11 protein-coding genes are annotated in these 15,679 nt (G+C 59.0%); 2 read left to right on the forward strand and 9 right to left on the reverse strand.

The window, feature by feature from the left end; genetic code table 11:
• Positions 1–101: 101 nt before the first annotated feature.
• The 4 genes from XH79_RS01975 to asnB form a co-directional block, all read right to left on the reverse strand.
• On the reverse strand, positions 102–2,108 hold the full coding sequence (locus tag XH79_RS01975; protein ID WP_271580437.1) for a hypothetical protein: 2,007 nt from the start codon (positions 2,106–2,108) through the stop codon (positions 102–104).
• A gap of 1,486 nt (positions 2,109–3,594) precedes the next feature.
• A complete protein-coding gene (locus XH79_RS01980) occupies positions 3,595–4,857 on the reverse strand; it encodes a glycosyltransferase family 4 protein (protein WP_271580438.1) in 1,263 nt (420 codons plus the stop codon).
• Positions 4,858–4,950: 93 nt separating this feature from the next.
• Positions 4,951–5,433 (reverse strand): acyltransferase, encoded by a 483-nt coding sequence (locus tag XH79_RS01985; RefSeq protein ID WP_271580439.1) that lies wholly within the window; start codon positions 5,431–5,433, stop codon positions 4,951–4,953.
• A 97-nt stretch (positions 5,434–5,530) separates the two neighbouring features.
• The gene (gene asnB, locus XH79_RS01990; protein ID WP_271580440.1) at positions 5,531–7,435 is read right to left on the reverse strand and encodes an asparagine synthase (glutamine-hydrolyzing); all 1,905 of its coding nucleotides are present in this window, start codon (positions 7,433–7,435) and stop codon (positions 5,531–5,533) included.
• Between asnB and XH79_RS01995 the strand changes: the two genes are divergently transcribed.
• Positions 7,350–7,598, forward strand: a complete 249-nt coding sequence (locus XH79_RS01995) for a hypothetical protein (RefSeq protein ID WP_271580736.1) — start codon at positions 7,350–7,352, stop codon at positions 7,596–7,598. The genes asnB and XH79_RS01995 overlap by 86 nt on opposite strands.
• Before the next feature lie 91 nt (positions 7,599–7,689).
• Here the strand turns inward: XH79_RS01995 and XH79_RS02000 are convergent, their stop codons facing one another.
• From XH79_RS02000 to XH79_RS02025, 5 genes are all read right to left on the reverse strand, one after another.
• Positions 7,690–8,694, reverse strand: coding sequence for a glycosyltransferase (locus XH79_RS02000; protein ID WP_271580441.1), 1,005 nt, complete (start codon positions 8,692–8,694; stop codon positions 7,690–7,692).
• A 150-nt stretch (positions 8,695–8,844) separates the two neighbouring features.
• Positions 8,845–9,987: a glycosyltransferase gene (locus tag XH79_RS02005; protein ID WP_271580442.1), complete on the reverse strand. Its 1,143-nt coding sequence runs from the start codon at positions 9,985–9,987 to the stop codon at positions 8,845–8,847.
• Between the two features lie 225 nt (positions 9,988–10,212).
• Entirely contained in the window at positions 10,213–11,469 is a 1,257-nt protein-coding gene (locus tag XH79_RS02015; RefSeq protein WP_271580443.1) for a DegT/DnrJ/EryC1/StrS family aminotransferase, read from the reverse strand.
• Positions 11,459–12,118, reverse strand: a complete 660-nt coding sequence (locus tag XH79_RS02020; protein ID WP_271580444.1) for a sugar transferase — start codon at positions 12,116–12,118, stop codon at positions 11,459–11,461. Before XH79_RS02020 ends, XH79_RS02015 begins: the two co-directional genes overlap by 11 nt.
• Entirely contained in the window at positions 12,105–13,226 is a 1,122-nt protein-coding gene (locus XH79_RS02025; RefSeq protein WP_271580445.1) for a Gfo/Idh/MocA family protein, read from the reverse strand. Before XH79_RS02025 ends, XH79_RS02020 begins: the two co-directional genes overlap by 14 nt.
• A gap of 434 nt (positions 13,227–13,660) precedes the next feature.
• On the opposite strand from XH79_RS02025, the gene XH79_RS02030 reads away from it, so the two are divergent.
• Positions 13,661–15,418 carry a hypothetical protein gene (locus XH79_RS02030; protein ID WP_271580446.1) on the forward strand — a complete coding sequence of 586 codons (1,758 nt, stop codon included), beginning with the start codon at positions 13,661–13,663 and terminating at the stop codon, positions 15,416–15,418.
• Positions 15,419–15,679: the final 261 nt, after the last annotated feature.

A 15,679-nucleotide genomic window follows, 5' to 3' on the forward strand; every position in this document is an offset into this window, starting at 1 on the left:
CAACCCTTCGCGGCTACCGACCGCGTTCGATGTTCCTTCTCATGCATTCCAAGACATTGCGGGTGCCGCACCCAGGCGCTGAGCCTGGGTGCGGCTTGGCCTCAGTGTTGCGGTCTGGCCAGCAACGAGTCGTGCCCCCAACCGGCGGCCTGCGACACGGCCGCCACGATCTGACCGGGATCCACCTGGCCGGTGTGAGTGGCCAAGTACTGGTTCAGCAGCGCAAAGCTCTGGCTTGCGAGCGACGCCATCGTGCTCCCGGTGGCAGTCGGATGATCTGCCGCCATGACCGGATGGGCAGCGGTCGTTGCCAGGCTGCTGGCGGCCCGATCAAAATGCTGCTGGAGCAGCTCAAAGCCCCGGTTTGCCAGGAATCCCGTGCTTGCCGGCGCTGCCTGCTGATGATCCGTGGGCTCGATCGTCTGCGAGGCCGTCGGGGTCACAGCTGTCGCGGTGGCAACAGGCTGCTGATCCGTCACAGCGTGGCCGTGCGACGACGTTGTTGTAGTCGCGTCCCTCGCAGGTCGGGGGTCCGTCACGGTGATGATCTGCGGCGAAGCCGTCGCAACCGCACCGGTTGACGGATCCGTCGCGGTTGCCGTCAGCGTAAGGTCCGCAACCGGATGGCCACCGCCCCTGTAGGTGGACGTCAGAGTCAGCCCGCTGTTGACCTGCGCGGCCGTCAACGTGATGTCTCTTCCGCGGAACGTTTGACCGTCGAGCGCGTCAGTGATCGATTCATATTTAGGCAACCCCGTGATGTGCAAGGCCACGCGGTCGTTGGAATCGGTCGTTGTCACCTTCGTCCCGAGATCGACCGTACCACCTCGACCCGCCACCCAGAGCGAGTCATCCGCAACGGTGAGGACAGGCCTCGTCACGGAGGGGGTCGGCGGGGTCGTTGGGCTGGTCGACGTGGTTGACGTCGGATCGATCTGGAGCCCGGTGAACGTCTTCACCGCACCCGAGAGGTTGGCTGCAAGGCCGCCCGTATCCTTGATGCTCGCGCCACTCGGAAGGTTGACCCCGGTGATGGCGAGCGCCGAAGTCGTGGTGTCGGTCGACGCGACGGTCGTCTTGAACGTGAGCGAGTTCGTCCCCGAGCCGCCGACATAGGTGGCCTTGGCGCCATCATTGAGCGACAGCGTCGGGGTACCGGTGACGGTCACGGCCTCGCTGAAGCCGAGTGTCATTGTGACGGTATCGCCGACATGCTCGACTCCCGTCCCCGGTGAAGCGGAGGCCTGCGTCACCGTCGGCGCAACGTTGACGGGGGCGGTCGGGCTTGTCGGCGTGCCCCCGCTCACCGCCTTGAGCATCGGAAGCATCAAATTCATGTCCAGACGGAGGGCGTTCATTGTCGCCGAATCATAAGCGTTCGCCTGGGTGCGAATGGCGGTCTGGGTGCCTCCGTCGTCGATGACGTAGGCGCCGTATTGCTGGAGGGCGCGGAACACCTCCTGGCCGAGCGTCGAAAGGCCGGATGGCATCGGCGTCCCGGGCGCAATGGCCAGAAGCTGCCCTTCCTGCATTATGCCGCTGGAACTGGAGCCGTCGGTGGAAATGGCGGGGGAAACGTAGCCTGACTTCAAGAGCGAGCCCTCGACGGCGAGCTGCAGGGCATGATTGATCGTGCCCGTGTCCGTTTGCGCCTGGACCAGGAGCCCGCCCAGCTCGCTCGAGCCGGCCGCAGTGATGCCTGCGCCCAACCCGGGGGTGCCCCAACCGGTGCCCGTGACCACGTTCGCCTCGGCATACGACACGGCGGTCGCGGTCGTGGTGCTCGTGCGGTTGAATCGCCAGAAATTGTAGGCGATGTCGCCGTCGACGATGACGACCGGTCCGTCCGTGCCGATGCCGCCGGTCCCCCCGGCCGGAACATGGAGGCTGACGGTCCCGCCGGGCCATCCCCAGCTGGCGGGAACAGACACCTGCACGACTGGGTCCGACGACGAGGCGACGTAGACTGGCACGTTGCCCCAGCCCACGTCGTAGTTCCATCCGGTCGCGGTGGGCCAGTTCAGCGACGTATACGTTGCTCCGGTCGGGACGAGCTGGTTCCAAGCGGAGGTCGACGAAAACGGAGTGGATGACAAGTTGAACGACATGCGTACCTTTCGTTCTGCGTGAGTCTTTGACGTTGACAAGGGAATTCCACTGCCGCGCATCACGAAAGCGCGCGACATACCACGTGCTCGCAACCTCAGGCCGCAAGCAGATTCCAACGCATCACAGTCACGGACCGCGCGCGGATTCCAACGCATCGCGGTCTCGGACCGCGAGCGGACTCCAAAGCAGTGGGATTTTTGAAGGTGCCCCCCGACTGCTGGGTTGGTTGCCTAATGAGCAAAAATGGCGAAAAAACTTTCAAAGTGTGAATTATACTCAAGTAGGTAGCGCCCCCCACTTGCCTCATACGCGCCTATATTGCGCCACGTATTGAATTGGTTGGTTCAAGACACGCGCACCCGATTTTTCTGTCAGCTTGTATCGCGTCGGAGAGTACAGCTTGGTCCGATGCCAGCGCGGAACGTCGCGTAGGCGAGCACATCAGTCGCATCTTCCTGGGCGAACGGTGGCGATGGAAGCGGGGACGACGCGCCGTGTGCTCTTGCCCGCATGCGCCAGCACGTTTTGCCCGCATACGCCAGCACGTTGCGCATGAAATGCACGTGGCAACGCTGCGCCCATAAGTATGCAATGTAGCGTCGTTTGTCGATCCGTTTGGAGCAAGTGGCGTTGCAAGTCCACCGATCGGCGGCATGGCGGAGTCATCTTGCGACCGAACAGATTGCCGCTCCAGGGTGCCCCGTAAGGATGATTGCGAAGGCTGACCTCAAGTACGATCTGGAAGTTGAGCGCGTTGCCGGTGACCTGCGCCCAGCAATCGGAAGAGAGGCGAACCCGGTGACCTACCAAGTCGTGCGGCACGCGGCGGCGGACCCGCCCATCGGCATCGGTCCACCAGGATGCAGTCAGGTGACCTCGTCAACTTCATCGTGGGCTAGGAGAGCAGCCGTATCTCGCCTGTCCCACCGCGCGAGCCGATCGCCACGATCTCAGGCTAGGCGAAACGAGCGGCCACATCGAACGGAGGCGAGTGTGTTGACGAAGCTGATGCCTGACTCATGTGGCGATCCAGCGTCCACGCATGGAGCGTCTCAATGAGACTAGCGCAGCACAATGCGATTTACGGTCGCATTAAAACACGCGGACAAGAACTGAAAGAGGTGGACCAAAGAGGTACCGCCCCAGACGCCTAGACAAAAACATCCGACAGCGCGGACAAAATCAACGTCAGCGTTCTCTAGCGGGGGGCTGGCAGTTACCTGGTCCCGATCGGCACCCGAATCTTCGAAACCGCATTTTCAATGAAAGGTTTTCTACCCGGCACGAACGAACATCGCAACGATTGACACGCGAGGTCCGGCCGCTGGCGCGCCCCCCCCCGTGCAGATCGGTCTTGCCGCTGCCGGGAGCCAAGATCCGGACATTACGCTCGCGATCGAGGGATTCGGCCGTGGTACACTCGCGGCGACCTCGCGATCGAGCAGTTCACCCGCTCCACCGCCCGGAGGCTAATTGCTTCCGCTCTCAGTGAGGATTCGCATCGGCTGGTGTCCCTGCACGTGCGCGCCTCGGCGCCAGCGTCGTATAGGCGGCGAGAAGCGAACGCTTTTCGAGCTCCCACTGAAATGCGCCGTAGGCACGCTCCCTGCCGTAGTTCCGCATACGCTCGCGCCCGGCCTCGTCCTCAAGCAGCGCCACGATTCCTTCGCCGAGCGCCCGCGGCGTCGGCTCCGCCACCACCAGGCCAGCGTCGCCTGCATCAACCCTCGCCTGTGCCAAGTCGAACAGGACGAACGGCAGCCCGAGCGCCATGTATTCAAAGACTTTGATCATCGACATAACCACATTGCAGGCATTGGGCGGATCCGGAACGACGCCGATGTCGCAAGCCGCCAGCATGGCGGGAAGCGGATCGCCCGAAATGTACCCGGCAAATTCGACATTGTCTGTAATCCCGAGTTCGCTTGTGAGCGCCCTGAGCCGATCTGCCTCCGGCCCGTCGCCGATGATCAGGCAGGCGATATCCGTTCGATGCAGGCGCTTGACGATGTATTCCATCGCCTTGACCAGGAGGTCTACACCGTCCTGCTCGGCCATCATTCCCACGTAGCCGACGAGATATCGACAGTCCCGCCTGACCGACAGTTCGGGCTTGACCCGGCTGAAGCGCCCAAGCTCGGGGACGCTTCTGACAATCCAGACCCTGTCTGGCGGCATCCCGCCTCGCTCCACGGCCTGCCGCTTCAGGGTAGGGTTTGTCACAAGGCTCCCGTCAGCCGAGCGAAACGTCCAGCGTTCAAGCAGGAGCAGGAGCCGATAAAGGAAATCCTGGCGGCCGAACTTGACCTCATAAAGTTCGGGCGCGGGATCATGCTGATCAAACAGAAATTTCTTGCCAAAGAAAACTTTGTAGAAAAGCGCAATCAAGAAGATCAAGTCCGGTGGATTGCATGCATGAAGAATATCGAATCCATGCCTGGACAACACTTTCAACGAGAGAACGAATTGCCAAAAAAGGGCGACGGTATATTCGAGAAGATAGGTCAGGGCGCCCGAGCCTTCCACACCCCGTGGATGGCGGTAGATATGCACACCGTCCATCTGCTCGTATCCCTTGTCATATCCCTTTCCTTTGGGACAAATGACCGAGACGGTGTAACCAGTCTGGTGCAGCGCTGTGGCCTGCGTCCAGACCCGGCGATCGGCCGGCACCGGCAGGTTCTCAACGATGATAAGGACCGCGCCGGCCGTATCACCTGCCGCAGATATGTTCGCTGAGAAAACCATTGCGCCTACCTCGGTCAATCGGAACACGGCAAGCTTTATGCGCGGACTGGGCAGCTTGAGAAACGAGAGGTCAAGCTGAAGCGGCGGCCGCGCTCAGCCCTGACAAGTCGCCGCTTCAGATGTTTGTCGGGAGCTTTCTTGGGTTGAGCACCGGGTTCCCCATGGTCCGGTTATAATATTCTTCTGAACGATTTTGGCCGGATTGCCCATTACGATGGATCCCGCTGGCACATTTTGCAGAACGACGGTGTTTGGTGACACAATGCAATTATTTCCGATTTGAATTCCTGGCATTATTACTGAACCCGCTCCGATCAGGCAGTTGTCGCCAATAAAAACGTCCTTGTGCTTTGTGTTTATGAAATCATGAGCAAGTATTGCAGATCGAAAAGCGACCGCAGTATTCTTACCAATGTGTACACCCGTAGGATTTGTCTTATCTAGTTTTGCGCTAAGCGAGATGCGTGTCCCCTTTTTAATATCCATTTTCCAAAAATAAACAAAATACAACCGCCTCAATTCATAATTGAGCAAAGCTAACTTAGATCTAACCCGCGAGATCATCGGCTTTGGCATATTATTACTCCGAACCATACTTACTGTCGCAATTGTCGCGCCCTCTCAGGGATATTTTATTATCTTTCAGCTCGTGCCCGCTTGGCGACCCTCCAGCCTAATGCGCGGGAAGTGGACATCGCGTCCGCCGTGTCAGACGGACGCTGCGGAGCCATTGCTCCAGCACGACGATACTAAATAGCATCTTGTGGTGGTCGGCCCGGCCTGCCGCGTGGTCACGCAGCATGGATTGCACCGCAGCCGGCTCCAAGAACCGGTAGACCTGTGACTGCGGATCGGCCAAGTATTGCCGGATCCCTCCGTCGAGGGATTGGCGGAACCACCCATCGACCACATTCACCGCAAATCCGCGCTTCTTGCGATGGATGATTTCCGACGACAACAGCCGCTTGCTCACTTCGCGATGAAGCCACTTGCGAATGCCATGACGCACCTTGAAGGACGCGCCCAATTGCTGGACGTGCTCGACCACTTCACGATCGAGATAGGGTACGCGAACCTCGAGGGCGTGCGCCATGGACAGCTTGTCGCCATACATGAGCAACTCGTCCGGCAGCGACGAGCGCAGCTCGAGTAACTGAAAGGCGCTCAGGTCGTCCAGGTTTTCGAAGGCCGGCCGGTATTCCTCCCAGCAGCGGGCCGCCACGGCAACTTCCCCGTCAGCAATCAGTTCGGGGCGAAAAAGCCCCTGCATCGCGTTGTCCGAAACCAGGGAGAATATCTGCTGGAAACGACGAAGCCGGTCGGGCTCGTGCAGCGAGTAAAGGCCACGCTTGATCGTATCGTTCCGCGGGAGGGCGCGCGCGAGTGCGGCACTGGGTGTCTGCAACCAGGCGGGCAGCGCGCGCCAGGCGGCGCCATAGTGCACGCCTAGGTGTCGGTTGTATCCGCCGAACAGCTCATCCGGCCCTTGGCCGATGAGCGCCACCTTCACGTTTTCACGAGCCCGCTGGCAGACGAAGTACATGGGCACGATCGATGACGAGGCGACCGGTTCCTCGAGGACATCCACGATGCGGGGCAGGACGTCCTCAAACGTTTCCCGGGTGAGGTGAACCGTATTGTGCTTGGCCCCGTAGGTCCGGGCCGTTTTTCCGGCATCCTCGAGCTCATCATCGGCGAACGACGAACCATACCCGACGCTGAACGTGTGCCAGTCGCGACCATAGGAGCTCATCAGCGCCAACAGCAGGCCCGAATCCAGGCCGCCGCTGAGCAGCAGTCCGAGCGGAACGTCGCTGATGAGATGCCGCTTCATGGCCGCCCTGTACAGCTCGATCAATTTTTCCGCCGCCTCCTCCGGGCGGGGCTGCGGGGCGAATGGCTCCGGGACGAACTGGTAGTAGCGCGAGACGTGCACCTGGCCGTTTTCGACGACGAGTTTTTCACCCGCGGCGAGCTTCTGGATGCCCTTGAACATCGTGCGCGGGGCCGGCGTGTAGCGATAGCGCAGAAAAAGAGCGACGGCTTCGGGATCAACGCCCGGCTCGCCTAGAGCAACGCGGACCGGCCGAATCTCCGAACCAAAAGCGAGCGATCCGTTGCGGATTGCGTAGTAGACCGGCTTGATGCCCATCGGATCGCGCGCCAGCAGCAGCCGGCGCTTTTTCACGTCCCAGATAGCGAGGCCGAACATGCCGTTGAAGCGGTTCAGCGCGGCGTCACCCCACTGCTTGTAGCCGTGCACGATCACCTCGGTGTCGCAGTTGGAACGAAACACGTGGCCGTGCCCCTGCAACTCCTGCCGGAGCTTCTGATAATTGTATATCTCTCCGTTGAAGACCACCCACACCGTTTGGGCTTGGTCAGACATGGGCTGGTGTCCGGCGGGTGACAGATCGATGATCGCCAGTCGGCGGAAACCCAAGCCGAGATTCCGGTCCAAATGCCGGCCGGCGTCGTCGGGGCCGCGGTGGATGATCGTGCCCATCATCGCCTCGATGGTGGAAGCGCTGACGGGCGCACCGCTGCCGAAGTTAAACTGCCCGCAGATGCCGCACATGGTGGAATCCTTTGGCGCGCTCGATCGCCTCGTCAACGACAAACCAGGAAGACAGAAAACACTCTCGCATTATCTGGTCGAGGTTGCCCGGTTCGGCGATTATCTCGCCCGCGCCTGCGATCGGGTTTCCCAAATTGTCTCTTCAATCCCAGCGCCGGCGTGACTGTCGGCGGCGAAGCGTTCGTCGGCGACGGTGTGCTGTTCATCGACGATAGCCATCGGCCGCCCCGCGCCAGCCTTCCGCTCCTGCAGCTTCACGAAAGAACGCGTTCGTACAAAGATTGTATTCGCCTTGCGACCGTTGCAAGCGAAAGTTCATGGACCGCGGCATAACCGCCGGAAAGACGCTTTCCACGGACCAGCACCTTCTCTGCAGCTTCCGCGATAGAGGTCGGTTCGTCAGACACGATGTAACATCCTTCGAACTCTTTAATTCGCTCGGCCACGTCGCCAACATCGACGGAAACAATCGGTAGATTGCAGGCAAGAGCCTCCTTTACAATGTTCGGAGAACCCTCATGAGCGGACGTAAGCAGCAAACAATCGACGGCGTTCAGGAAGCGCGCTACCTCTTCCTGAGGCCTCTTATCAAGTGTGACCAATTGGGCAGATGGATTGGATTTTCGAACCAACTCAAAAGCGGCTTCGGCGAGCGGGTATCTCTTATAACCCCCTGCCGAGGGCCTGCCTGCAAACAGGACGTGCCGCTCGTCTTCCTTTAAACCCACTTCGTGCTTAGGGACCGTTCTGGGATAGAAGATATCAAGATCTATCCCATTGGAAATGATGGACGTTGTTTTGGCGCGAAGATATTTTGCAAGGCCAGCACTCTTCGCAATATTGCGAGCCGTCGCACACGACAATAAACGGGAGAATAGCCCGTGCAACACTCGATTCGAGAATCGATATTCTCCCCGCTCGTTGCAATCTCCATATACGTCGTTGCCCATAAACGACACAACGAGCGGCAGGGTAGTAGCGAATCTGGCTGTCCAGCCTGAGTACATATAGTGCGCATGAACGATATCGTACTGCCTCGAACGTACAGCCCTCCGTACTTCAGCAATACCCTTGATATATTTGCCAATGCCTGTGCTCTTGAGCAGGCACACATCAACATCAATCCCAAGCTTCGCCAGCGACTCCACTTGAGTGCGGATGAAAACGCCCGCAGACGGATTCTGTGCAGTAGGGTACGCGCCCGTAACATGCAGAACAATCAACGCAGCTTGCTCCTTGTGCCCTCCAGGAACGGCCATTCGCTCACCCGACGCACGCCAAACCCCCGTTTGACGGCCAAACAGGGAATCAGATCCAGCTCGACTATCGCAATCCCGCACATAGCGACCAATGCCTCTCAGCAGTCTCCAAATATGGTCGTTCGATCAATCTGAGGCTCCAGCTCGCAATCAAACCGCAACAGAAGGTACCCTATTCCCGCTTGCCAATTGCCGAAACAGCTCAACGTGCTTCTGCACCATTTGCTCAATCCCGAACTTCTCCTCGACGAGCACCCGTCCTGCACGACCGAACGCGCTTCCAATGCCAGGACAGTCGACAATTTCCCTTATCCGCGACGCCAGTGCATTTTCGTCTCCGAATGGAATTAGGAATCCATTCTCTCCGTCCTTGACGATTTCGCGATTGCCCGCCACGTCTGTGGCTATGACCGGCTTTTCCAGCGCCATGTACTCTAGAATCACATTAGAGATTCCCTCTCCGTTTGTTGAGACCAATACTCCGACGGAAAAGGTTCTTATGACTTCTTCGACCCGTTTCCTGACTCCCAGAATGCGCACATTCGAAAGACCGTCGCGCTTCACACGCTCCATGAAGCTTTCAAGATCTGGTCCTTCGCCCACAGCGACGAATGTAATGTCCTTCCGCTCGCTGCACACCAATTTTGCCGCCTTGAAGAACGTACTATAGTCTCTCTCTCGATGGAATCTTCCAACCATACCGACTACGTGTTTGGTTCTTATATCCATCGAACGCTTGACATCGTTGACGTCCGGAAGATTGTTTATTCGATCAAAATCAAAACCGTTTCGTATACAAAGAGCTTTTTTGCCCTCAACTCGAAAAGCTCTAAGTCCCGCTAATGAATTTGCCAATATTACAGTTGAAAATGGAGCTGTCAGACGTAAACGTCGGTACGTATAATCTTTCAAATTCAGATGGGGCGGTGCGTTTTGTATCATTGCATTGATCAGAGCCGATCGAGATATCAACGCAATTGGTGACGCATACACCGAACACATCGACTCCCACGAATATATTATGTCCGGTCGGTATCGTCTCGCCAGGCCATATAGCTTTTCGAAAATACTGAAGTCCCATTGTCGGCTTCTTCTGATGATGTGTATTTTTATTCCCAGTGACCTAATCTCGTCATAGTGGATGGTATCTGAAAGAACGACGAGTTCGTTAATGAACCCATCTAGTTTGCTGAACCCACGCAGCAATTCAACCAGTTGCCGCTCCTTCCCCCCGGAGGCCAACGTGTCGGTTATATGCAGCACCCTGATCGCGGGCCTTGACGAATTCAGCATTCCTTCACCCGACCTTATGACCGCAGTCCCAGCGCTCAACCACAATTGGGACTTTGATATAGGTTGATGTACGTTGGCGACGCAGAGGATCCTCACGATTAGTGTTGCCTCGACGCTCGGCACGAACTGCCACCGGGTCACTGGTCTGCACCGCTAGCCCGTTGAGCCGTCGTCGGATCTCCGCCGGGACGCCCATCACGAGCGCACCGTCGGGCACGTCCTTCGTCACCACCGCACCGGCGCCGACGACGGCGCCAACGCCGATTCTGACGCCTGCAGCGCAGCGGACGAATACGCCGACTTCCGCTGCAAGTTCTTGTGACCGTCCCGCTCGGCCGCAGCGCGCGCAATCGCGGCGACACGGCGCACTTGGTCGCGTGTGAGCTCGGGAAACATGGGCAGGGACAATGATCGAGCGGCCATCGCTTCGCAGCACGGCAAGTCGCCCTGCCTGTAGCCGAGATGCTCGAAAGCAGGCTGTAGGTGGAGCGGCAACGGATAGTGAATCCCGGTCGCCACGCCGGCTTCGTCTAACTTGGTTCGCATTGCGTCACGATCGTTCGTGGTGATCACATACAGATGGTAGACGTGCGTCGCCCCCTTGCGAACGAGCGGCGTCTCGATCCCCGACTGGGCCAATTCAGTGGCGTACCACTCCGCAGCGCGCCGCCGATTGGTGTTCCATTCATCCAGACGCCGGAGCTTGACCTGCAGGACTGCCGCCTGGAGCGCGTCGAGCCGGCTGTTGAACCCGATCTCGGCGTGGCTGTAGTGAGTGGTTCGACCGTGGTCACGCAGTCGTTCGATCCGCTGGGCGATCGCGGCATTGTTGGTGGTGACCGCTCCGCCGTCGCCATAGGCGCCGAGATTCTTCGCTGGATAAAACGAGAAACATGCGACATCGCCGAGCGCCCCCGTTCGGACACCCTGATATTCCGCCCCGTGCGCCTGTGCTGCGTCTTCTAGTACATAGAGGCCGCGCCGCCGTGCGATGTCCTTGATTGGACCCATGTCAGCCGGCTGCCCGAAGAGGTGGACTGCGATGATTGCTCTTGTACGATCCGTTACGGCGCGCTCGATCATCTCGGGATCAATCGTGTAGGTGTCCGGATCGATATCGACGAACACAGGCCGCGCCCCCGTCGCCACGATGGCGGCCGCGGTGGCGATGAAGGTATGGGCGGTTGTAATCACCTCGTCGCCATGACCAATACCCAAGGCCCGCAGCGCCAGATGAATTGCGTCCGTGCCGTTCGCCACGCCGCGCGCATGGCGCACCTGGCAATACGCGGCGAAATCTCTTTCGAACGAGGCAAGCGTTTCGCCGCCTATGAACTGCGCGGAGGTTAGAACGTCCCGAATTGCTTCGGCCATGTCGTCTTTTAGCGTCTCATATTGCGCTTTGAGATCGACAAACGGAATGTGCATTTTTTCCAACCTCACGAGAATCCGTCTTTGTTTCCAGAGAACGTCATCGAGCACCGTGCCCCCGCAGAACCGCGGGAAACGTCAGGGCAATCAACTTCAGGTCGGTCAATAGGGTCCAGTTCATTGCATAGTCGACGTCCATCTCGAGCATCACCTCGGGGCTGACACGACCCCGACCGCGCACCTGGCAAATTCCGGTTATCCCGGGCTTCACAATGTGACGCTTATGGTGCCAGTCCCGGAAGTATTCGAGTTCATAGGGAATCGCTGGCCGCGGACCGACGATGCTCATTTCGCCCCGCAATACGTTGAGGAATTGAGGCAGTTCGTCGAAGCTGGTTCTCCGCAGCCACCGTCCCACGCGCGTCACGCGAGGATCGTCCGTCAGCTTGTATGGGGCGGCGGGGTCGTTCGAGAGGAGTTCCTTTGCCCAAGCCCTCCGGATCGCCTCGCGATGGACGTTTTCGTCGGCGTTGTGGTGGAGTGTCCGGAATTTGAAGCAGTCGAACGGTTTCTCGTCTCGCCCGATGCGACGTTGGCGAAAGACCGCTGGCCCGGGACTGTCGAGATGGATTGCTATCCACACCACGATGAAGACGAGGGCCAACGGCACGATCGCGATAACGCTGATCGCGACGTCGAGCGCCCGCTTGCCGAATTCCCGCGGGGTCGCCTTCCGTCGCGTGGCGTCATGCGACCGCAACTTCGGGACCTCCCGCCGGCATGTTCCGCCGCCGAAATATCCGTTGATCCTTGCCATTGCTACCGTGCTTGTGCTTGAGCCGTAGACACGCCGATGCCGCCTCGAGCGCTTCGACGACGCGCAGCCCGTGCATTCCGTCCGCGCACGGCCGTTCCCCGGTCACGATCGCATTGACGAAGTCGAGTATCTCGAGCTTCAGCGGTTCACTGCTGGATATCGCGGGAATATGCACGTCGCCATGATGATAGGCCGACTGGAAATCGGCATAGGAGTCGCCGTCGATCCGCGGCCTGAATCGCTTCTGGTAAACGCGCAGTTTTTCGGACGGCTGCACGTCGTCGAACACCAGCATCGCATCGCTTCCGACGATCGTGGTCTGGCGCACCTTGACCGGGTCCAACCAGGAAACATGCACATGGGCGGTCGGGCCGCTCTTGAAGCCCATCTTGGCGTAAACAACATCCTCGACGTTGGGCAGAACGTGGGCGCAACCCCAGGCGCCGATGGTTTGCGGCACCTCCTCCAGCAAGCAGAAGATGATCGAGAGGTCGTGCGGCGCCAAGTCCCAAAGGACATTGGCGTCCTGCCGGTAGAGACCGAGATTAAGGCGCCGCGAATCAATGTAGTAAAGCTCACCGAGAGAGCCGCTCTTGATCATCTGACGCATGACACCGACCGCCGGGTGATACTCGAACGTGTGCCCGACCATCAGCACGCGCTTGCGCTTTTCGGCGATGGCATTCAACTCGCGGCATTGCGCGCTCGTCATGGCGAGCGGCTTCTCGACGAGCGCGTGCTTTCCGGCCTGGAGCACCGCTCGCGCCAATTCAAAGTGCGTCTCTACAGGGGTGGCGACAATGACTCCGTCTATAGAAGGGTTATTCAGTACCGCGCCGATATCTCGCGAAACAGCGACAGAAGGATATTGTGAACGGATATATTCCAATCTGTCAGGACGCGGATCAACGGCCATCGACAACCTTGCATCGCGTATATCGCAGCTGACGCGGATGTGCTTCGAACCCCAGTAGCCGCAACCGATGACTGCGAGCGAAGGGCCGCCGTTCCTGGTCCGAATTTCCGCGTCCTTATTCGCCATATTCGCCATGTTGGCTCCTGTCTGAAGGCGCTCAGCGTGCATCGATTCAAGATAACCGATTGGGCGCGCGCGCCGCGTTAGAACAGGGATTATGATCTACGCTCTTTGGGGGTACACAGGTTGGACCACCCCCCGCGCCCTGCTCTCGTAGCGTTGGTCATAGCCAAAGTGATTGCTTGGCTGGTCGACCATCTAACGCCTTATCACTCCATGGGTTTTCAGCGCAGAGTCCGCGCCGATTGCGACAAGCTGCCCCCGCATCGCCCATCGCAGATATGTTGGCCGACAGAACCATTGCGCCGGCGTCCTTCGGTGGAAACCTGGCGATCTTTGGTATAGGACTCCCCAAAGAGGAGCACAGTCTCAAGGTCGCGGACGATCCGCAGGATGTCCGCTGGCCTTGCCGAGGGATGATGCGACAACCAGGGAGGAGCGCCCACGCCATGGACACGGGTTCTTCGATCGCGCTCCTGCTCCGCAGCGACGACACCCCATCGCCCGAGGATTGCAATCTAGCGGAAATCCTCGATTTTTTCGGAATTCCATGGACGGCGCTGACAGTCAGCGAGGCGAACGGGGACAAGGTAGCCTCGCTGACGGCAAGTCATCCGCAGTTCTCCATCCTGACTTCCGCGCACTGGCTCGCCGAAATCTTGCAGCCCTGCAAGGCCGGAACGTTTCCGGCCTGGTTGGCGGCAGCCGCTTCAGTGTTCGTCTATGGATTTCAACCTGGGGACCCCTGCAGGGCTCTGCTGCGCCAGATCACTGGAGACCCGGAGGCGGATATCCGCGGCATCGACGCGTGGCCGATAACCGTGTCCGTCACTGATGCTTTTCCAGACATGTGCGGCCCTATGTCGGCCCTGCAGATCCAACTGCAGCCCGGCGCCGCGGATGCGGCGCTTGTCATCCGGGATGGTGCCGGATTGCAGAGCATCGCCGCGGCGCCTGAGGGACATCTGTTCGCCGGATTTGCTCATTCCGGCGTGCGCTTTTTTGCCGACGCGTCACTGACGATGGTGGACATTCGCGAACGGGCTGCGACTTATTTTGACGTGAAGAAGCGTTTCGCCGGTGCGGTGCCAGTCGTGATGTATCTGAAGTGGTCGTTCCGCGCCATCTGCTGGACCACCTCCGAAACAAACGCGTGCCTGATCATCGACGATCCACCCCTGAGGCCACGGTACGGCCTTCTCGATTTTGGCGAGCTACTGCACTTGGCCGACAAGCAGAAGTTCGCGACGACCATCGCCTTCATTCCATGGAACTGGCAACGAACAAATCGCGACACCGTTGCCGCCTTTCGGAAAAATAGCGGAAAACTATCCGTTTGTGTGCACGGCTGCGATCACACCCGTGGTGAATTTGCAGCCCGTTCAGCCGAACTCCTCGACAGAAAACTGAAGACCGCGAAGTGTCGGATGCAGTCCCTTCTCAACAAGACCGCGCTTGACCATGAAAACGTGATGGTTTTCCCGCAAGGGGCATTCTCGCCGGAGGCAGCGTCGGCTCTTAAACGAAACGGTTTCGTCGCGGCAGTGAACACGGAAGTCGCACCAGCCGATGACGCGTCGAACGAAACGACACTTGCCGACCTGTGGAGTGTCGCCATCGTGCGGTATGGGGGATTCTCGATCTTTACCCGGCGGTACATTCACCACGGCATTGAAAACTTCGCATTTGACGGAATCCTGGGCAAGCCGTGCTTCATCGCCGGGCATCACGACATTTTCCGGGGCCATGGCAGCGAACTGGCGGAGTTCCTCCGACAGCTTGCATCCTTGCGGTGGAAACTCTGTTGGCGGACTCTCGGGGACGCCGTTTGCCGCAGCTACAGCATTAAAGCCAGCGGCGGAACGAGCAAAATAAGGATGTTTGCTGAACAACTCCGCATCGAAAATAAGGAGGCGATGACGCGACGGATCCGAGTTATGAAGGAAGAACCACAGGTCGCCTCCTTGAACAATGTTACAGTCAACCAGGAGATCGTCGCGCACGAATACATGGACGGATGTCTTAGACTGATCGTCGATATCCCGCCCGGCAGAACGGCGGATATACGCTGTGTTTATCACGAACAGCCGGATGCTTTCCCAGATTCAGAATCGGTCTCATACCGACTTGGAGTGGCGGCTCGGCGATATCTATCCGAACTTCGTGACAATTACGGGTCCAGCGACCTGTTTCGCTTTCGCCTGTAGCGGGGGGGCGCGCCGCAATCGAGACGCCTGACCCGATAGGTCGCGTTCAATCGGTCGTCACTCGGCCTCCCGCGCGCCCCGTCGGATCTAACATTGGGACGGCAAATTGGCGTTGCGCAGTGGAATGGTATCGTCTCCTGCATGGCGGCACCGCGGATCAGGCATTGTGTTGCGGAAAGGTCGAACGGCGATCGAGGCCGAAGATGTGCAACCTCGCTGGAGGGTGGCCGCGAAGCCAGCAAGCGCCTGTGGCCCGAAAGA

Origin of the sequence: Bradyrhizobium sp. CCBAU 45389 (assembly GCF_028128625.1) — a bacterium.
GTDB classification, from domain to species: domain Bacteria; phylum Pseudomonadota; class Alphaproteobacteria; order Rhizobiales; family Xanthobacteraceae; genus Bradyrhizobium; species Bradyrhizobium liaoningense_B.

What these genes read in the sequence shown, in the direction of transcription:
- XH79_RS01985 (WP_271580439.1), bottom strand. Translation starts at nt 5,433, where the DNA reads ATGCCAAAGCCGATGATCTCGCGGGTTAGATCTAAGTTAGCTTTGCTC.
- XH79_RS01975 (WP_271580437.1), bottom strand. Translation starts at nt 2,108, where the DNA reads ATGTCGTTCAACTTGTCATCCACTCCGTTTTCGTCGACCTCCGCTTGG.
- XH79_RS01995 (WP_271580736.1), top strand. Translation starts at nt 7,350, where the DNA reads ATGATCGTGCCCATCATCGCCTCGATGGTGGAAGCGCTGACGGGCGCA.
- asnB (WP_271580440.1), bottom strand. Translation starts at nt 7,435, where the DNA reads ATGTGCGGCATCTGCGGGCAGTTTAACTTCGGCAGCGGTGCGCCCGTC.
- XH79_RS02025 (WP_271580445.1), bottom strand. Translation starts at nt 13,226, where the DNA reads ATGGCGAATATGGCGAATAAGGACGCGGAAATTCGGACCAGGAACGGC.
- XH79_RS02005 (WP_271580442.1), bottom strand. Translation starts at nt 9,987, where the DNA reads ATGCTGAATTCGTCAAGGCCCGCGATCAGGGTGCTGCATATAACCGAC.
- XH79_RS02030 (WP_271580446.1), top strand. Translation starts at nt 13,661, where the DNA reads ATGGACACGGGTTCTTCGATCGCGCTCCTGCTCCGCAGCGACGACACC.
- XH79_RS02000 (WP_271580441.1), bottom strand. Translation starts at nt 8,694, where the DNA reads ATGGCCGTTCCTGGAGGGCACAAGGAGCAAGCTGCGTTGATTGTTCTG.
- XH79_RS01980 (WP_271580438.1), bottom strand. Translation starts at nt 4,857, where the DNA reads ATGGTTTTCTCAGCGAACATATCTGCGGCAGGTGATACGGCCGGCGCG.